This is a genomic window from Micromonospora sp. NBC_00821 (assembly GCF_036347035.1).
GTDB classification, from domain to species: domain Bacteria; phylum Actinomycetota; class Actinomycetes; order Mycobacteriales; family Micromonosporaceae; genus Micromonospora; species Micromonospora hortensis.
On the sequence record NZ_CP108880.1, the window covers coordinates 5497363 to 5515975 of the forward strand.

Below are 18613 nucleotides of genomic sequence, written 5' to 3' on the forward strand. Positions count from 1 at the left end.
GTGGAACGGTGTCGGGCGGTCGCCGCTCAGTCACGCAGGATCTGAAGCGCACGGTCCAGGTCGTCAGGGTAGTCGCTGACGAACCGGACCTCGTCCCCCGTTCGGGGGTGCAAAAAGCTCAGTTCGCGGGCGTGCAGCCACTGTCGGGCCAGGCCGAGACGGGCCGAGAGGGTCGGATCGGCGCCGTAGGTGAGGTCACCCACGCAGGGGTGCCGCAGTGTGGAGAAGTGCACCCGGATCTGGTGGGTCCGGCCGGTCTCCAGCCGGACGTCGACCAGACTCGCCGCCGGGAACGCCTCCAGTGTGTCGTAGTGGGTGATGCTCGGCTTGCCGCCGGAGACCACCGCCCAGCGGTAGTCGTGGGTGGGGTGCCTGTCGATCGGCGCGTCGACGGTGCCCCGCAGCGGGTCCAGGTGACCCTGCACCACCGCGTGGTAACCCTTGTCCACCTCGCGGTACTTGAAGGCCCGCTTCAACGCCGTGTACGCCTGCTCGCTCTTGGCCACCACCATGATCCCGGTGGTGCCCACGTCGAGTCGGTGCACCACGCCCTGGCGCTCGGCGGCGCCACTGGTGGAGATGCGGTGCCCGATCGCGGCGAGCGCGCCGATCACCGTCGGCCCGGTCCACCCGGGGCTCGGGTGCGCGGCCACCCCTACCGGCTTGTCGACCACGACGATGTCGTCGTCGGCGTAGACCACCCGCAGGCCGGGCACCGCCTGCGGCACCACTGTCGGCGGTGCCACCGGAGCGGGCAGCGTGACGTCCAGCCAGGAGCCGGCCTTCACCTTGTGCGAGTTGGGCCGGGCGGAGCCGTCGACCAGCGCGTCCCCGGCGTCGACAAGGGCCGCGGCGGCGGTGCGGGAGAGCCCGAACAGGCGGGACACGGCCTGGTCCAGGCGCATGCCGTCGAGGCCGTCCGGAACCGGAAGGGAACGGTGGTCGCCGCCAGCGGCGAACGCGGAGGTCATGCCCGCTCCCGCTGCTCGGCGCCCGACGTGGCGTCCGTGGTGGCCGGGTCGCCGTCGCGCCCCGCCCGTCGGCCATCACGTTGGCGGCCGGTCAGCTCCAACAGGACGGCCAGCAGCACACCGCAGACCAGCGAACTGTCCGCCAGGTTGAACACCGGCCAGACCTGACCGTACGGGTCGAAGAGGCTGATCATGTCGACCACGTGCCCGTGGAACGGGGACGGCGCCCGGAAGATCCGGTCGACGAGGTTGCCCAACGCGCCACCGAGCACCAGGCCGAGCGATACCGCCCAGGGCAGCGAGCGCAGCCGCAGTGCCATCCAGACGATCCAGCCGACCACACCGATGGTGATCAGTGGGAAGACCCAGGTGTGGTCCGCGCCGATGCTCCAGGCCGCGCCGCTGTTGCGGGTCAGGCTCAGGTAGACGAACCCGCCGAGCAGGCGGACCGGCTCCCGGTCGGTCAGCGCGGCCAGCGCGAGGTGCTTGGTGACCAGGTCGGCCACCAAGGCCACCAGGGCGACTCCGGCGAGAATCGCGACGGCCCGGGGCCGGCGGGTCCCGCCGCCCGGATCGGTGCGGCCGGGTTCGGCGGACGGTACTGCGGTCATGCGCTCCCCATCGACAGTCTTGGCGGTGATCGCTCACCGTCTCATCGCCGCCGGGGAACGGACCTCAGCGCCGCTCCTCCAGCTGCTTGCACGTCACACACAGGGTGGCCGACGGGAAGGCGGCGAGGCGCTCGACCGGGATCGGGTTGCCGCACCGCTCGCACCAGCCGTAACCACCCTCGTCGAGGCGCTCCAGCGCGCGCTCCACCTGCGTGATCCGTTCCAGAATGCTGTTGGCGAGAGAGATCTCCTGCTCCCGCTCGAGCGTCTTGGTGCCCGTATCGGCCTGGTCGTCCCCGGCCGAGTCGGTCAGCCGATCGCGCTGCAGCTCGGTGATCTCACTCAGCGTCTGATCGTACTCGGCGCGAAGCTCGTCCCGCCGCGCCGCCAGCGCCGCCCGGATCTTCTCGGTCTCCGCGGTGCTGCGGGTGGCCTTCGCTGCCGGCTTGCGCCCGGCGGTCCTGGTGTCGGATGGCTTCGCCATGGGTCGCTCCCTCGGCCGGGGAGCCGCGCGGTCCGCGGCGCCTGGTCAGGGGGCGCCGACCAAGGCGTCCCCTATGTACGAAAAGGGGCGCACGGCGACGATGGCCGCGCACTCCGGAGATTGGCAAGAATACGGAACGTACAGGCGTCCGACAACGTGCCGCACCGTCGCTCCGTCTAACAGCCCCTAGCCCTGCCTAACTGGGGCAAAGGGAACGCTAGCAGATCAGTTGGGCACCTCATCCCCGTACTCACCAAACCATCGGGCCAGACGACCCCGCCGACTGACCGCCCGCAACCGCCGTTCCGCCGCGTCCCGCACCCCGGCGGTCGCCACGATCAGCAGACTGTCGCCGGTCTTCAACCGGGTGTCCGGCGCGGGCACGAAGCCCACGCCGTCGCGCAGCACCAGGGTCACCGACGCGCCCAGCGGAAGGCGCAGCTCGTCGACGTGCACGCCGGCCAGCCGCGAGCCCGTTGGCACCTCCACCTGGAGCAGGTCCGCCCGCATTCGCTCCAGCGGCGCGGTCTCCACGTGGATCTCGGCGGCCTCGGCCGGCGCTGTCACCCGCAACCGGCGGGCGAACGGCCCCAGCGTCCCGGTCTGCACCAGCGTGAAGATCACCACCAGCACGAAGACCACATCGAAGAGCCGCTCCGCGCCGGGCACCCGTTCGGACAGCGGAATGGTGGCCAGCACGATCGGCACCGCCCCGCGCAGCCCGGCCCAGGACAGGAACGCCTGTTCTCGTAGGCCGACCCGGAACGGCAAGGCCGACACGGCCACCGACAACGGCCGGGCCAGGAGCACCAGAGCCAGCCCAGCGACCACAGCGGGCAGCACCGCCGCGTCCAGCCGGCCCGGCGAGGCCAGCAACCCGAGCAGCACGAACAATCCGATCTGGGCTAGCCAGGCCAGCCCGTCCGCGAAACCGAGGATCGCCTGCCGGTGCGACAGGCGGGCATTGCCCAGCAGCACCCCGGCCACATAGACGGCGAGGAAGCCCGAGGCGTGCAGAACGGCCCCCGCCGCGTACGCCAGCACGGTGATGCCCACCGCGGCGATCGGATAGAGCCCGGCCGAGGGCAGCGCCGCCCGACGCAGCGCCCAGGTGCCGGCGACACCAGCGGCGACGCCCACCGCCACGCCGACGCCCAGCTCGTAACAGACCAGCGCGGCCTCGTACCACCACGGGTGCGCGAAACCCTTGTGGGAGAGCAGCACCACCAGCAGCACCACCGGGGCGTCGTTCATCCCCGACTCGGCCTCCAGGGTCGCCACCAGCCGGGGCGGCAACCGCAGCCGGCGCAGGGTGGCGAAGACGGCCGCCGCGTCGGTGGACGAGAGCACCGCGCCGTAGAGCAGCGCCAACCGCCAGTCCAGCCCCAGCAGCAGGTGCACGGCCACGCCGACCACCACGATGCTGACGATCACGCCGACAGTGGAGAGCGCGGAGGCCAGCCCGAGCACCGGGCGCAGCGTGGTCCACCGGGCGGTGAGGCCGCCCTCCGCGATGATCACGATCAGCGCGCAGAAGCCGAGAGTCCGGGTCAGCTCGACGTCGTCGAAACGGATGCCCAGCCCGCCCTCGCCGATCGCCACGCCCAGGGCCAGGTAGACCAGGAGGCTGGGCACACCGAGCCGGGTGGAGAGTCGCACAGCGCCGACAGCTACCAGCAGCACTGCCGCACCGAGCAGCAGCGCGATGTCCAACCCGGGCGTCACGGCTGCCTTGCCTGGGCTGTCCTCACTCGGCGGATCCGTCGCGCAGGCGGCGCAGCACCTCGGGCAACTCCGGGCTGGGCCGATCGACGAGGAAGAGCTTGTCCCGGCTGGCCGCGCCGGCACGCAGTGACACCGCTGCCGGTCGGACGCCCAACGCGCCGGCCAACGCCCGGCGGGCGGCCTCGGTTGCCCGACCGTCGACGGCCGGGTCGTGGACCGCGATCACGAGGGCGGGCCCGTGCGGGCCGTCGAACCGGCCACCCACCCGGTCCCGGGAGGCGCCGGGCTTCACCCGTACCGCCACGGTGAGCGTGTCCTGCGCGGGCACCGGCAACGCTTCAGATCGGCCGGGCGTCGGCGAGGAGAGCGGTCGCCGGCGCGCAGTGCGCGCACGGGGTGAAGCCGAGTTCCACGGCCTCGGCGACCGGCAACGTCTCGGGCTGCCAGCCGATCAGGTGGGGACAGCCGTCCAGGTGGTATCGGGGGCGGCCGTCGACGACCTCGACGGCGTCGAGCAGTCGGGCCACCCGGGCCGCCTCGGCGGCCGTGAGCTGCTGGGCGGCCGGCTCGTCGACCGCCGCGACCGCCGGGTCGAACACGTCGTCGGTCGACGCCGCGAACGGCGACGCCGGGCTGACCGGCCGGGCCCGCGCGGGTGCCTCGTCCGCCGCACTCACCAACGGCGACGCGTCATCGACGTGCGGCGGGTCGACCGGCGAAGCCTCATCGATCGGCGGCGCATGGTCGATCAGCGGCGCATGGTCGACCGGCGGCTCGGGTGGTTGCCGCCACCCGGTGCCGCCGGTACCAAACGTCGTGGGCACGTGCTGGACCGGCACCTCCGGCTCGACCAGCGGCGGTCCGTACGCGACACCCGGTGTGGCCTGGCTGGCCGTGTGGGGTGCGTCGGGGTGCCGTCGGTCGGTCCGGCCGGGATCCGCCATGGCGCGGTTGGCGGCTGCCTGGCGGGCGCCCACCACCAACGCCACGGCGGCCAGCAGACTGGCCGCGATGGAGATGACCAACAAGAAGCTGGAACCACCGGCCAGGCCGAGCACCAGTAGCACCACCGCGACGAGGATGAGCAGGAGACTTGCGACTATCACGGCTCACCCCCGCCGCGTCGAACCGTCCAGGCCGGGCCGGCGACCGTCACCATTGGCGGACAGCGATCGCCGGCCGGTGCTCAGCGTCCGGCTTCGAGGGCGCCGGAACGCCCGCCGCCGCCGTACGAACCAGCGAGACCTGCTGCGGCCAGCCCGTTGCCGCCAGCGACCCGGCCGGCTTCGGAGCGGGTCATCTCGGCCTCGAGGCCCTGGCCACGACCGTCGAGGTCACGCAGCTGGCTCTCCAGGTACGCCTTGAGCCGGGTGCGGTACTCGCGCTCGAACTGCTTGAGCTCCTCGATGTGCTTCTGCAGAGCCGTGCGCTTGGCGTCCAGGCCGCCCATGGCCTCCTGGTGCCGCTGGCGGGCGTCCCGCTCAAGGGCGTCAGCCTTGGCGCGCGCCTCCCGGGTCACCTCCTCGGCCTTGCTGCGAGCCTCGGACAACAGCGAGTCGGCCTCGCGGCGAGCGTCGGACACGTGGTCGTCGGCGGTGCGCTGGGCCATCATCAGCACGCGCAGGGCCTGCTGCTCACCGTCACCGGTGACGCCGCCGGCCGGGCCGCCGGTCGCGCGGACCTGCTCCAGCTCGGCCTGCATCGCGCGGGCAGCCTGCTCGGCCGCCGACTTGTCGCGCTGCACCCGGTCCAGTTGGGCCTTGACATCGTTGAGCTCCGCCGCCAGTCGGGCGTCGCCGCCGGGGCCGGCGGGGGCACCGCCACGGCCGCCGCGCTCCACCTGGGCGCGCAGCTCGTTGTTCTCCTCGATGAGACGGGCGAGCTCGCGCTCGACCTCATCGAGGAAGGCGTCGACCTCCTCCTCGTCATACCCCCGTTTGCCGATCGGCGGCTTTTTGAAGGCGACGTTGTGGACGTCGGCCGGGGTCAGCGGCATCGAAACTCCTCGGGTCAGTTGCGGCCGCGAAAGCGCGTCGGTCATCAGGCAGATGCCCTGATCGACGGCCCTAACACGAACTCCATCAGCACGAACAGGATAACCAGGAGCACAAGGGAGGCCAGGTCGATGCTCACGGTACCAATTCGCAGCGGAGGGATCACACGCCTCAACGCGTTGAGAGGGGGATCAGTGACGCTCCACACGGATTCCAATCCTGCCGATGCTCCACGCCCCGGTTGCCAGCGACGGCCGTACTGCAGGACGGCGCTCAACACGAACCGGGACAGAAGAAGGAGCAGGAAGACATAAAGGATCAGATACAGCACTTGCAGTAAGATCGACAACACGGTCAGCGACGTCCCTCGGGTCGGGCGGGATCAACTCAGACTGAAAAAGCCGCCCTCAGCGATCTTGGCTTTGTCCTCTGCGGTGACCTGGACGTTAGCCGGTGAGAGCAGGAACACCCGATTGGTCACGCGCTCGATCGTACCGCGCAGGCCGAACGCCAGTCCGGCGGCGAAGTCCACCAGACGGCGGGCATCGGCCTCATCCATCTCGGTGAGATTGATGATCACCGGGACGCCGTCGCGGAAGTGCTCGCCGATCGTGCGCGCCTCCCGGTAGGTGGTGGGGTGCAGCGTGGTGATCTGGTAACGCTGCTCCTCCTCGGGCAGGGCCCGCTCACGCGACGTGACCTGCGGCGCGAGGGCCAGGTTGTCCCGAGTGTGGTAGGTCAGCGCACCGGAGGTGTCGCCCGCCGACGACCGGGTGATCGACCGGACGCTGGACCGCTCGATCCGCTCCGGCCGCTCACCGTCCCCGCGCTCGGACTCGCTCAACCGCCCGCTCGACCGCTCGGAGAGTCGACCCCGCCCACTGTCGCGCGGCCGGGGAGCCGGCGGCTCCTCGGCGTCATCCTCGTCGTCGTCGGCGAACTCCTCGGCGTACCGGCTCTGCCGGTAACGCGAGTCGCGGTAGCCACCCTTGTCGTAGCCACCGTCGTCGTAGGCCCGCTCGTCGTCTTCTTCGACCAGACCGAGCCAGACCCCCGCCTTGCGCAGTGCACCCATCCCGCGCCCTTCCGTCCGCCGTGCGGCACGCGCCCCCGTGCCATGTCGCCCGTCGCGAGTGGACAACCATGCCCATCGGACCGGAACGGCAATCCCCCAAGCGCGCGATTCGCGTCGCGCGCCACGACCCCCGACTAGGAGACGCCCGCCCCTGAAACAACACTGATGTAATTTGCTTGTCTCGCGGTCAGGCTACCGCAGCGTGGGACGCATTCCGAGCAACGCGCTACCGACGCGGACATGTGTCGCGCCGTAACGGATCGCGATGTCGAAATCTCCGCTCATACCGGCGGACAGCGCGGTGGCTCCCGGATGGACGGCCCGAAACGCGTCGGCGACCTCCGCGAGCCGGGCGAACGCCCGCTCCGGCTCCCAGCCCAGCGGAGCGACCGCCATGAGACCGACCAGACGCAACCCCGGCGCGTCGGCCACCGCCTCGGCCACCGGCTCCAGGCCGGCGGCCGGATCCGCCGAGCCGGGCAGGGCTCCGCCCCGGGCCGCGTCGCCGTCGATGCTCACCTGGACCAGAGCGTCGAGCGGCTCCTGCCGGTCGGCGGTCGCGGTGGCCAACGCCCGGGCCAGCCGGACACTGTCGACGGAGTGCACCACGTCGGCGTAGCGGACCACCGAGCGGGCCTTGTTGCGCTGCAACTGGCCGATGAAGTGCCAGCGGGGACGCACCCCGGCGGCAGCCACCTCGGCGGCCTTGCCGGCTGCCTCCTGGTCGCGGTTCTCCCCCATGTCGGTAACCCCGAGCCCAGCCAGCGCCAACACGTCGCTGGCCGGGTAGGTCTTCGTCACCGCGATCATGGTTACCTCGGCACGGTCCCGGCCGGCCTGCGCGCAGGCGTCATCGACCCGGGACCGAACCTGAGCCAGACCGGCGGCGAGTTCGGCGTGCCGATCTGGACGTACCGTGGCTGAGCTGTCGGTCATCGGCGGTGCTCAGGACCCGTTCTTGAGGAAGTCGGGAACGTCCACGTCATCGAAGAGCACGCGACGCGGCGACTGGGCCGGAGTCGGGTTGGTGGCCGGCGTCGGCGCCGGGCTGCTCTGCGGTGCCGGCTGGTTGGTGTTGGACTTGCGGGTCGGCTCGGCCGCCTTGTACGCGGGCGTGCCGCCGTCGAAGCCCGCCGCGATGACGGTCACCCGCACCTCGTCACCGAGCGCGTCGTCGATGACCGCGCCGAAGATGATGTTGGCGTCCGGGTGGGCCGCGTCGGTGACCAGCTGGGCGGCGTCATTGATCTCAAACAGGCCCAGGTCGGAGCCGCCAGCGATGGACAGCAGCACGCCCCGCGCGCCGTCCATGCTCTGCTCCAGAAGCGGGCTGGAGATGGCCGCCTCGGCCGCCTCGACCGCGCGGTTCTCGCCGCGGGCGCTGCCGATGCCCATCAACGCGCTGCCGGCGCCGCTCATCACGCTCTTGACGTCGGCGAAGTCCAGGTTGATCAGACCCGGGGTGGTGATCAGGTCGGTGATGCCCTGCACACCCGAGAGCAGCACCTGGTCGGCGGTGCGGAACGCGTCCATCATGCTGATGTTGCGGTCGCCCAGGGCCAGCAGCCGGTCGTTCGGGATGACGATCAGCGTGTCGCACTGGTTGCGGAGTTCGTCTATCCCCGTCTCGGCCTGCACCTGGCGACGCTTGCCCTCGAAGGAGAACGGCCGGGTCACCACGCCGATGGTCAGCGCGCCGAGCTTGCGGGCGATGTTGGCCACCACCGGCGCGCCGCCGGTGCCGGTGCCGCCGCCCTCGCCGCAGGTCACGAAGACCATGTCGGCGCCCTTGAGCACCTCTTCGATCTCGTCGCGGTGGTCCTCGGCGGCGTTCTTCCCGACGTCCGGGTTGGCACCGGCCCCCAGGCCACGGGTCAGCTCCCGACCGACGTCGAGCTTGACGTCGGCGTCGCTCATCAGCAGCGCCTGCGCATCGGTGTTGATCGCGATGAACTCGACGCCCTTGAGCCCAACCTCGATCATCCGGTTGACGGCGTTGACGCCGCCACCCCCGATGCCGACGACCTTGATGACCGCCAGGTAGTTGTGCGGAGGTGTCATCTCCGGTCCTTTCCTTCGAGATTGGCTTCGGCCGACCGGTTACGGCGTGGCCAGACCAGCGGCCGACGACAGCTGTCACCAACGAGGATCAGGGGTAAACCCTAACCCTCTACTAGAGGCTTACAGTTATGTCAACCACTGAAGCTCTTCGAGGCAACGTAAGCGCCACCACGCGATGAGCCAAGGACCCGGACGGCGTGTCGCCGCGCGGAGCGCCACGGGTCACGTCCGCGCACGCTCACCGGTCAACGAAAGGTCACCACATCCGGCGCGCTCACGTCGATGCGGTCGGTGTCCTCGTCGAGCAGCGCGGTGGCCACCCGAGCCTTGTCCGTACCCCGGGTGGCGTCGCCCCAGACCACCGTCCGGTCGCCTCGCAACCGCAGACTGATCCGGGCCAGACCCGCCACGTTCACGTCCACCAGCTCCGCGCGTAGCTGCGGCGTCAGCGCGACGAGCACCTCCAGCGCGGCCCGGGTGCCCGGGTCGTCGGCGGCCGGTCGGGCCACAGTCACCTGTGGCAGGTCGGCGGGGCGTCGCTCCACCGTCCGAAACGCCACTCCGCTCCGGTCGATCAGGGCGAACACCTCGCCCTGCGGCACCACCGCCACAGCGGTCCGCTCGGTCACCCGCACCACCAGCGCGCCGGGCCAGTCCCGGGAGACGGTGGCCCGTTCCACCGCCGGCAGCGCGCCGACCCGACGGGCGACGGCGGCCAGGTCCACCCGGGCCAGCGGCACACCGTCCGGCACCCCGACCGCGTCGTGCACCTGCACCGGAGTGACCAGGTCGGCACCCTCCACGCGCACCTCCCGCACACCGAACAGCCCAGTGCCGAGCACCGTCCACGCGACCAGCCCGGCCAGGGCGAGCACCCCGGCGGCCACCGCCCACGGCAGCGCCGCACGCATGCGACGCTGCCGGGCACGAGCCATGAACCGGCGGGTCGAGGGCGGTACCGCGTCGCGGCCCGCCCGGACCAACTGCCACCGCCGGGCCGGACCGCGGCGCGGGGCGCCACCGTCGGCGGCGCTGGTCCGCCCTCGAGCCGGACCGGGACTCATCCGGCCGCGGGCGCCGAGCCGCCGGGCACGGCGGTGCCACCGAGAGCCGCGCCGTCGCCGCCGGCCGTCGCCCCACCCGGCACCGGATCACCGATCGCCGGGGTGGTGGCCACCGGGTCGACGGTCGCGGTCGGTGTCGAGCCGGCCGAACGCTCACCCAGGGCGGCCAGCAGCTCGTCGCCCATCAGCGAGATCGGCGGGGCGCCCATGGTGACCACCACGTCCCCGGAGCGGGCGCGACGGGCCACCTCGACCGGCGCCTGCTCCCACGACTCCACGAAGACCTTGCGGTCGGCGGGCAGATCCACCGCCGCGATCAGCGCCGCCGAGCCCTCGCCGGGCTGACGCAACTCACCCGGCCCGAAGACCTCCAGGAGCACCACCTCGTCGGCGATGGCCAGCGCCTCGGCGATCTCCGCCTGGTTGTCGCGGGTGCGGTACAGCCGGTACGGCTGGAAGACGACGATCAGCCGGCCGTCCCCGGCGACCTCGCGCAACGTCTGGTTCGCCAGGGTCATCGAGGTCGGGTGGTAGGCGTACTCGTCGTAGACCAGCACGCCGTCCGCGACACCCTTGCGCTCGAAACGCCGTCGCACCCCGGGGAAGACCGCCAGCGCGGCCTCCGCCGCCTCCAGCGGCAGTTCCAGCAGGTACGCGGCCAGCACCGCGGCGGCGCTGTTCAGCCCCATGTGCCGTCCCGGCACCGGCAGCCGGAACTCGCCCAGCGACCGGCCGTCGACAGCGGCCAGGTAGCGCACCCCGCGCGCGGAGGACACCATCTCGGTCAACCGCAGGTCGGCGTCGGCAGCCTCGCCGTAGGTGAACACCCGTCGCCCCTCGGACCGCAGGCTCTCGGCCAACCGTCGACCGCCCGGGTCGTCGGCGCAGGTGATGATGAACCCGTCCGGGTCGGTGAGGCGGGCGAACTCCACGAACGCCGCCTCCAGCGTCGCGTAGTCGCCGTAGGTGTTCAGGTGGTCCGCCTCGACGTTCGTGATGATCGAGACGTACGGGCGGTAGATGAGGAACGAGCGGTCGCTCTCGTCCGCCTCGACCACGAAGTGCTCGCCGGTGCCGTGGTGGGCGCCCGAGCCGACCTCGGAGATCTCCCCACCGATCACGAAGGACGGGTCCACACCTGCCTGCTGGAGCACCATCGTCACCATCGACGTGGTGGTGGTCTTGCCGTGCGTGCCGGCGACGGCCACCGCCCGACGGCCGGTCATCGCCGCGGCGAGCGCCTCCGAGCGGTGCAGCACCCGCAGGCCGCGCCGACGCGCCTCGACCAGCTCCAGGTGGTCCTGGGGGATGGCCGACGAGTAGACGACGGTGTCGACGCCGTCCAGGTTGGTCACCTCGTGGCTGAGGTGGATGGTGCCGCCGAGCGCCCGCAGGCCGGCCAGCGAGGGCCACTCCCGCAGGTCACTGCCGGAGACCCGGATGCCGCGGGTGAGCAGCAGCCGGGCCACGCCGAGCATGCCCACCCCACCCACTCCGATCAGGTGGACGGCGCCCAGGTCCTCGGCGGTGAGCGTGCCGGCCGGGGTGAACTGCGCGGTCATCGGGCCACCGCCGCCAGCACGAAGGACCGCAGCGCCTCGTCGCCGTCGCGCCGGCCGTACGACCCGGCGGCGGCACCCATGTTGTAGAGCCGCTGTGGGTCGCGGATGAGGGGGATGACCGTGCGCTCCAGCCAGTCCGGGGTGAGCTCCGCGTCGTCGACCAACAGACCACCGCCGGCCTCCACCACCGGCAGCGCGTTGCGCCGCTGCTCCTGGTTGCTGTGCGGGTACGGCACGTAGATCGTGGGCAGCCCGATCGCGGACACCTCGGCGACGGTCATCGCCCCGCCCCGGGCCAGCATCAGGTCGGCGGCGGCGTAGCCCAGCTCCATCTCGGACAGGTACGGCAGCGTCACGTACGGCACCGGCAGGTCGGTGGGGATCGGCACCGGCTCGTTGCGGGCACCCATCACGTGCAGCACCTGCACGCCGTTGCGGGCCAACTCCTTGGCCGCCCCGGAGACCGCCAGGTTGATCGAACGGGCGCCGGACGAGCCGCCGGACACGAAGAGCACCGGCAGGTCCGGGCGAAGCCCGAAGTGGGCGCGGGCGGCGTTGCGTAGCGCGTACCGGTCCAGACCGGCGATGCTGCGGCGCAGCGGCACACCGACGACTGTGGCGTCCCGCAGCGACTCGGCCTGGCTCGGCTGGTTCGGGAAGCCGACGGCCACGTTCTTGGTGAACTTCATGCCCAGCTTGTTGGCAACGCCCGGCGGCACGTTCACCTCGTGGATCACCATGGGCAGCTCACGACGCCACGCGGCCAGGTAGGCCGGCACCGAGACGTACCCGCCGAAGCCGACGACCACGTCGGCGCGCACCTCGTCGATCACCTTGCCCGCGGCGCGCGCCGCGGTCCACATCCGGCCCGGGGTGCGGACCAGGTTCATGTTGACCGAGCGGGGCAGCTGGTACGCCGGGATCTGCCGCAGGTCGTAGCCCTGCGGCGGGATCAGGTCGTTCTCCATGCCCCGGGGTGTGCCGAGGCAGGTGATCCGGACGCCCGGGTCGTGTCGGCGCAGGCAGTCGGCGAAGGCGAGCAGCGGGTAGACGTGCCCCCCGGTGCCACCTCCCGCGAGCACCACCGAACGCAGCGGACCCATCAGCGTCTCCTCTCGCTCGCCGTACCCTTGCGGCTGCGGTCCTGTCGGACCCCGCGCGGCGCGGCCTGATCGTCATGGCGCCGCTCGCGGGACCGGGGCACGGACCCTCGGCCAGCGGGCGGCGTCGCCGGTCGGCGACGCCGGCCGGGAAGCGGCGGCAACGGGGCCCAGAGTAGTCGGACCCACCGGGCCGGCGGACGGGCATGCAGTGCTCTGGCCGCATCGGGTTCGGCGCGGGCGAAGGACGCCAGCATGCCGATGCCGGCCAACGTCACCACCAGGGCACTTCCGCCGTCGGAGATGAACGGCAGCGGCAGACCGGTGATCGGCAGCAGCCCGACCACCCCACCGATGTTGATCACGGCTTGGCTGACCAGCCAGGTGGTCACGGCGGTCGCGGCGAGCCGGCGGAACGGGTCGTCGACCCGCCGGGCGATCCGGAACCCGGTGTACGCGATGACCGCGAACAGGCTGAGCACCACGGCGCACCCGATCACGCCCAGCTCCTCGGCGATGATCGCGAAGATGAAGTCGTTGTGCGCCTCGGGGAGCCAGTCCCACTTCAGGCTGCCCTTGCCGAGCCCGACACCGAACCAGCCGCCGTGCTCGATGGCCAGCCGTCCCTGGTAGAACTGGAGGCAGTCGTTGAGTTTGCAGGTCTCCGGGTCTGGTGGGTTGAAGAACATGTCCAGCCGGGCGAGGCGGTAGTTGTCAGCGCCGCGCTCGCCGGAGCCGGCGCCCAGCGAGGCCACCGCGACGAGCAGGCCGATCCCGATCAGACCGGCCGTGGCGAGGGCGCCGAAGACCCGCATCCGCACCCCGGCGGCCCAGAGCAGGCCCACGACCAGGGCCAGCAGACAGAGCATCGTGCCGGTGTCGTTGTAACCGACCAGGACGAAGAGCAGGCCGACCACCGGGAAGAGCGGGGTGGCCAGTTCGCGCCACCAACCCAGCGCGGCACCCTTACGGGCGACCAGGTGGGCACCCCAGAGCACCATCGCGAACTTGGCCAGCTCGGATGGCTGAAGCTGGATCCCGCCGACGAACAGCCAGTTCAGCCGCGCCTCGACCGGCCCGAAGCTGGCCGAATCCTGACCGGTCAGCCGGGCGAACGCGACCAGCAGGTTGAGCACCACCAGCAGCCCGATCGAGGTGAACAGCAGCGGCCGCCCCAGCGAGCGGTAGGTGCTGGCCGGCAGGCGCTGGCAGACCCAGAACGCGCCGATGCCGATCACCGCGAAGATGGCCTGCTTGGTCACCGAGGCCGAGGCGTTGCCGTCCTCGGCGTAGTCCTTCACGCTGGTCGCCGAGAAGACCATTGTCAGCCCGATCAGCAGCAGCAGGCCGGCGCAGGACAGCAGCAGGAAGTACGAGGTCAGCGGCCGGTCCAGCAGGCCGCGCAGCGCGGCGAGCCCTCCGGCCGCGTCGATGCCGCGCAACGGGGTCGACGCCACGGCCTCCGGCTCGCGTCCCGCCGGCCCGGGCTCCCGCGCCCCCGGCCCGGATTCGCGGGCCGCCGCGCCGGGTTCCGGGCCGCGCGCCCCGGTGGCCAACGGTGTACGTCCCGACGCGCCCGGCGACCGACGCGCCCGCCCGCCTGTCCTGCCCTCAGTGCCGATGTCCTCCCCCACCCCGACATCATCACCGTTGAACACGCCCCACCGCCCCACAACGCCCCACCGGGCGTGTCGAACCCGTCCCCGCGCCGCCCTCCCGCCGCCCCCACGCCGCCCCCACGCCGTCTTCCCGCGTCGATCTTGCACTTTCCGTGCCGGCAAAACACCCACAAAGGGACGTTTCGACATCCGAAAGTGCAAGATCGACGGATGAGGGGGTGGGCGCGGGGGTGCAGGCCCTGCGGATTAGGTCATGTTGGCGAGGAACTCGCTGTAGAACAGGCCCAGGGCGATGGCGACGCCGATGCCGGCGATGATCCAGAAGCGCACCACGATGTTGACCTCGCTCCAGCCGGCCAGCTCGAAGTGGTGCTGGAGCGGAGACATTCGGAACACCCGTTTACCGGTGGTCTTGAAGGAGATGATCTGGATCACCACGGACATCGTGATGATCACGAAGAGCCCACCGATGATCGGCAGCAACAGGATGGTGCGGGTGGACATCGCCATGCCGGCGATCAGACCGCCCAGCCCCAGCGCCCCGGTGTCGCCCATGAAGATCCGCGCCGGGGAGGTGTTCCACCAGAGGAAGCCCACACAGGCCCCCGCCGCCGCCCCGGCGATCAGCGCGATCTCCAGCGGGTCGCGAACCTCGTAGCAGTACGGCTGGGTGTAGTTCGGGTCGGCACACCAGTGCCGGTACTGCCAGAACGCGATCAGCGCGTACGCGGCGAGCACCATGACCGACGCGCCGGTGGCCAGACCGTCCAGGCCGTCGGTGAGGTTGACGCCGTTCGTCGCGGCCATCACCACGAAGATGAAGATGATCACCGCGCCGACCTTGCTGACCTCCAGGAAGTCGATGTCCCGGATGAAGCTCAGCGTGGTGCTGCCCACCGTCTCGGTGTTGGTCGCCAGGCCCGAACCGTTTGTCATCGTGCTCGGGAACCACAGCGCGATCACCCCGAAGACCGCACCGACCAGGATCTGGCCGAGCAACTTGCCGCGCTTGTTCAGCCCGGCGCTGTTGCGCTTGCGCACCTTGAGGAAGTCGTCGAGGAAACCCACAGCGCCGGAGAAGACCATCAGCCCCAGCAGCACCAGCGCCGTGATGGTCGGCTCCACCTGGGCGATCTGCTGGTCCGGCAGGGTGGTCAGGGCAAGGTGCCCGGCCACGTACGCGATCACAGTGGCCAGGATGAAGACCACGCCACCCATCGTGGGCGTGCCCTTCTTGCCCTGGTGCATGGCGGGGCCGTCGGACCGGATCGGCTGACCGGCCTTGAGCCGGGTGAACACCTTGATCGCGATCGGGGTGCAGAAGAGCGAGACGAGGAAGGCCACCCCGATGGCGACGATGACCGCCCTCATCGGGTCGGCTCCCCACCGGCGTCGGCGCGCAGGGCGTCGGCCACCTCCCAGGTGCGGTACCGGGAGCCCTTGACCAGGACGACATCACCCGGTCGTAGTTCGCTCCGCAGCACCTCGACGGCCGCCGCCTGATCGGTGAGCAGCACCGACTCTCCTCCCCAGTTTGCTACAGCTGTCGCGCCTTCGTGGATCGGCGCGGCCGGCTCACCCACCACGAGCAGCCGGTCGACACCCAGCTCGGCCGCGAGTTGGCCGACCTCGGCGTGGCCGTCGTACTCGAACGGGCCCAGCTCGGCCATGTAACCAAGCACCGCGACGGTACGCCGCCCCTGACCCATGCTGGCCAGCGCCCGCACCGCGACCGCCATCGAGGCCGGGTTGGCGTTGTACGAGTCGTCGATCACTGTCACCCCGTCGGGACGGTCGAAGACGTCCATCCGTCGGGTCGAGACCAGCCCCAGCTCGCCGAGGGCCGTGGCCAGCTCGGTCAGTGGCATGCCCAGCTCCCGGGCGACCGCCGCCGCGGCGAGCGTGTTCCCGACCTGGTGACGGCCGGCCAGCCGCAGCCGCACCGGCGCGCGCCCCTCCGGGGTGACCAGTGTGTACGACGGGTGCCCCCGCTCGTCGAGCGTGACGTCCTCGGCGCGCACGTCGGCATCGGGCGCCTCGCCGTAGCGGACCACCCGGGCTTGGGTGCGGCTCGACATCGCGTCCACCCGGGGGTCGTCGGCGTTCAGCACTGCCAGCCCGTCCGGCGGCAGCGCCTCCACCAGCTCGCCCTTGGCCAGGGCGATGGCGTCCTGCGAGCCGAACTCGCCGATGTGCGACGTGCCGACGTTGAGCACCACGGAGATCCGGGGTGGCACCAGCTCGCACAGGTACCGCACGTGCCCGACCCCGCGCGCGCCCTTCTCCATCACCAGGTAGCGGGTGTCCGGGTCGGCCCGCAGGGCGGTGTACGGGTGCCCCAGCTCGTTGTTGAACGAGCCGGGTGGCGCCACGGTGGCCCCGAGTCGGGCGGTGAGCTGACCGATCAGGTCCTTCGTGGTGGTCTTGCCGGACGAGCCGGTCACGCCGATCACGGTCAGCCCGGGCAGCCGGTCCACCGCCGCGCGGGCCAGTCGGCCCATCGCCGTCAGGGCGTCGTCGACCAGCACCATCGGCACCCCGGGCACCTCTCGGCTGCCGAGCACCGCCACCGCGCCGGCCTGGATCGCCGTCGCCGCGTAGTCGTGCCCGTCGACCTTCTCTCCCGGGAAGGCCACGAAGAGCGAACCGGGCCCCACCTTGCGCGAGTCGAACTCCACCGATCCGGTGACGGTGGCGGCCGGGTCGGCTGCCACCAGCCGCCCGTCGACCGCCGCGGCCACCTCGGCCAGGCTCAGCGTGATCACCGCTGACCCGCCAGGTCCCCGAAGCGGGCCCGCAGCGCCTCGGCCAACTCGATGCTGTCGTCGAACGGGAGCACCTGGCCCGCCACCTCCTGGCCGCGCTCATGGCCCTTGCCGAGCAGCGCGATCACGTCGCCCGGCTCGGCCAGCCGCACCGCCTCGTCGATCGCGGCACGGCGGCCCGCCACCTCGATGATCCGAGCGGCGGTGCCGGCCCGGTACGCCCCGGCCAGCACCTCGGCGCGGATCTCCCCCGGGTCCTCGGTGCGCGGGTTGTCGTCGGTCACCAGCACCACGTCGGCTCCCTCCGCCGCGGCGGCGCCCATCACCGGCCGCTTGCCCCGGTCCCGGTCCCCACCGGCGCCGATCACACAGATCAGTCGGCCGGCACTCAACTCACGCAGCGCGGCCAGCGCTGCCACTATCGCGTCAGACTTGTGGGCGTAGTCGACCACCCCGCGCACCGGCGCGGCCACGTCGACCAGCTCCAGCCGGCCCGGGACGCCCCCGCAGGCGGCCACACCGGTCGCCGCGGTCACCGGGTCCACCCCGGCCCCGACCAGTGCGGCGATGGCCAGCAGCGCGTTGGCCACGTTGTGCCGGCCGGGCAGCGCGACACCGGCGGACACTGCCACGCCGTTCGGGCCGTGCGCGGTGAACCGCTGCGCGTACCCCTCGCCGCCCACCCCGTCGGCCCACCAGGTCGCGCCCTGCTCACCGGCCGCCGAGTAGGTGACAGTGGTCGGCTTGAGCAGCGGCTTCAACGCCGGGTCGTCGTGGTTGAGCACCTCGACCGCGCAGCGCCCGTCGAAGAGCTGGGCCTTCGCGGCGAAGTAGTCGTCGCTGTCGGCGTGGAAGTCCAGGTGGTCGGAGCCGAAGTTGGTGTAACCACCGACGGCGAACCGCACACCGCCCACCCGGCCCATGGCCAGCGCGTGGCTGGAGACCTCCATGACCACGGCGGTGACCCCCCGCTCGCGGGCGGTGGCCAACATGGCGTGCAGGTCGGTCGCCTCGGGGGTGGTGCGGACACTGTCGATCACCAGATCACCGAGCCGGGTCTCCACGGTCCCGACCAGCCCGGTGGTGTGCCCGGCGGCCCGCAGCCCCGACTCGATCAGGTACGCGGTGGACGTCTTGCCCGCGGTGCCGGTCACCCCGATCACTGTGAGGTCGGCGGTCGGGTCGCCGTAGACGGCCGAGGCCAGCTCGCCGAGCACGGCGCGCGGGTCGGGCACCACCAGGGTGGGCAGGCCGGTTCCCGCCGCCAACTCCGCGCCGGCCGGATCGGTCAGCAGCGCCACGGCACCCGCCTCGACGGCGCCGGTGGCGAACTCCGCACCGTGCCGACGGGCACCGGGCAGCGCCGCGTAGAGGTCGCCGGGGCGAACCTCCTGGCTGGCGTGGGTGACCCCGGAGACGACCACCGCGGCGGCGTCCGCCGGAAGGTCGACGGCGAGCCGGACGGCGAGATCACCGAGCCGGACTCCGGTCACGGTACGTGGACGTGGATTGCCGGGCACGGCGTCAGACCCTACCCGGTCGTCCGGTTCCGGCCGCACAGCCGCCCCGGTGGTTCGTCGGC

At 71.8% G+C, this 18613-nt stretch carries 18 protein-coding genes; all 18 read right to left on the bottom strand.

Annotation, left to right across the window (positions count from 1 at the left end; all coding sequences use genetic code 11):
- Window positions 1–26: 26 nt before the first annotated feature.
- Window positions 27–971: an RluA family pseudouridine synthase gene (locus OHB44_RS24945; RefSeq protein ID WP_091407730.1), complete on the bottom strand. Its 945-nt coding sequence runs from the start codon at window positions 969–971 to the stop codon at window positions 27–29.
- Window positions 968–1582 (bottom strand): signal peptidase II, encoded by a 615-nt coding sequence (gene lspA, locus OHB44_RS24950; protein ID WP_238686001.1) that lies wholly within the window; start codon window positions 1580–1582, stop codon window positions 968–970. The genes OHB44_RS24945 and lspA overlap by 4 nt, the downstream gene beginning before the upstream one ends.
- Before the next feature lie 64 nt (window positions 1583–1646).
- Entirely contained in the window at window positions 1647–2066 is a 420-nt protein-coding gene (locus OHB44_RS24955; RefSeq protein ID WP_124854350.1) for a TraR/DksA family transcriptional regulator, read from the bottom strand.
- Window positions 2067–2291: 225 nt separating this feature from the next.
- On the bottom strand, window positions 2292–3791 hold the full coding sequence (locus OHB44_RS24960) for a potassium/proton antiporter (RefSeq protein ID WP_238686000.1): 1500 nt from the start codon (window positions 3789–3791) through the stop codon (window positions 2292–2294).
- Between the two features lie 22 nt (window positions 3792–3813).
- Entirely contained in the window at window positions 3814–4125 is a 312-nt protein-coding gene (locus tag OHB44_RS24965; RefSeq protein WP_274531436.1) for a DUF167 domain-containing protein, read from the bottom strand.
- A gap of 4 nt (window positions 4126–4129) precedes the next feature.
- Entirely contained in the window at window positions 4130–4861 is a 732-nt protein-coding gene (locus OHB44_RS24970; RefSeq protein ID WP_442932710.1) for a hypothetical protein, read from the bottom strand.
- Window positions 4862–4977: 116 nt separating this feature from the next.
- A complete protein-coding gene (locus tag OHB44_RS24975; RefSeq protein WP_145795168.1) occupies window positions 4978–5787 on the bottom strand; it encodes a DivIVA domain-containing protein in 810 nt (269 codons plus the stop codon).
- Window positions 5788–5831: 44 nt separating this feature from the next.
- Window positions 5832–6137, bottom strand: coding sequence for a YggT family protein (locus tag OHB44_RS24980; RefSeq protein WP_030334503.1), 306 nt, complete (start codon window positions 6135–6137; stop codon window positions 5832–5834).
- A gap of 30 nt (window positions 6138–6167) precedes the next feature.
- The gene (locus OHB44_RS24985) at window positions 6168–6860 is read right to left on the bottom strand and encodes a cell division protein SepF (protein WP_266304890.1); all 693 of its coding nucleotides are present in this window, start codon (window positions 6858–6860) and stop codon (window positions 6168–6170) included.
- A gap of 192 nt (window positions 6861–7052) precedes the next feature.
- The gene (locus tag OHB44_RS24990; protein WP_266304889.1) at window positions 7053–7796 is read right to left on the bottom strand and encodes a YggS family pyridoxal phosphate-dependent enzyme; all 744 of its coding nucleotides are present in this window, start codon (window positions 7794–7796) and stop codon (window positions 7053–7055) included.
- A gap of 9 nt (window positions 7797–7805) precedes the next feature.
- The gene (gene ftsZ, locus OHB44_RS24995; RefSeq protein WP_266304888.1) at window positions 7806–8921 is read right to left on the bottom strand and encodes a cell division protein FtsZ; all 1116 of its coding nucleotides are present in this window, start codon (window positions 8919–8921) and stop codon (window positions 7806–7808) included.
- A gap of 245 nt (window positions 8922–9166) precedes the next feature.
- Window positions 9167–9985: a cell division protein FtsQ/DivIB gene (locus OHB44_RS25000; protein WP_238685995.1), complete on the bottom strand. Its 819-nt coding sequence runs from the start codon at window positions 9983–9985 to the stop codon at window positions 9167–9169.
- On the bottom strand, window positions 9982–11547 hold the full coding sequence (gene murC / locus OHB44_RS25005) for a UDP-N-acetylmuramate--L-alanine ligase (RefSeq protein WP_238685994.1): 1566 nt from the start codon (window positions 11545–11547) through the stop codon (window positions 9982–9984). Before murC ends, OHB44_RS25000 begins: the two co-directional genes overlap by 4 nt.
- Window positions 11544–12650: an undecaprenyldiphospho-muramoylpentapeptide beta-N-acetylglucosaminyltransferase gene (gene murG / locus OHB44_RS25010; RefSeq protein ID WP_266304885.1), complete on the bottom strand. Its 1107-nt coding sequence runs from the start codon at window positions 12648–12650 to the stop codon at window positions 11544–11546. Before murG ends, murC begins: the two co-directional genes overlap by 4 nt.
- The gene (locus OHB44_RS25015) at window positions 12650–14080 is read right to left on the bottom strand and encodes an FtsW/RodA/SpoVE family cell cycle protein (protein ID WP_442932711.1); all 1431 of its coding nucleotides are present in this window, start codon (window positions 14078–14080) and stop codon (window positions 12650–12652) included. The genes murG and OHB44_RS25015 overlap by 1 nt, the downstream gene beginning before the upstream one ends.
- A 432-nt stretch (window positions 14081–14512) precedes the next feature.
- Window positions 14513–15637, bottom strand: a complete 1125-nt coding sequence (gene mraY / locus OHB44_RS25020; protein WP_030334519.1) for a phospho-N-acetylmuramoyl-pentapeptide-transferase — start codon at window positions 15635–15637, stop codon at window positions 14513–14515.
- Complete coding sequence (locus tag OHB44_RS25025; protein WP_238685992.1) at window positions 15634–17031, bottom strand: UDP-N-acetylmuramoyl-tripeptide--D-alanyl-D-alanine ligase; 1398 nt, start codon at window positions 17029–17031, stop codon at window positions 15634–15636. The genes mraY and OHB44_RS25025 overlap by 4 nt, the downstream gene beginning before the upstream one ends.
- Complete coding sequence (locus OHB44_RS25030) at window positions 17028–18590, bottom strand: UDP-N-acetylmuramoyl-L-alanyl-D-glutamate--2,6-diaminopimelate ligase (RefSeq protein ID WP_238685991.1); 1563 nt, start codon at window positions 18588–18590, stop codon at window positions 17028–17030. The genes OHB44_RS25025 and OHB44_RS25030 overlap by 4 nt, the downstream gene beginning before the upstream one ends.
- Window positions 18591–18613: the final 23 nt, after the last annotated feature.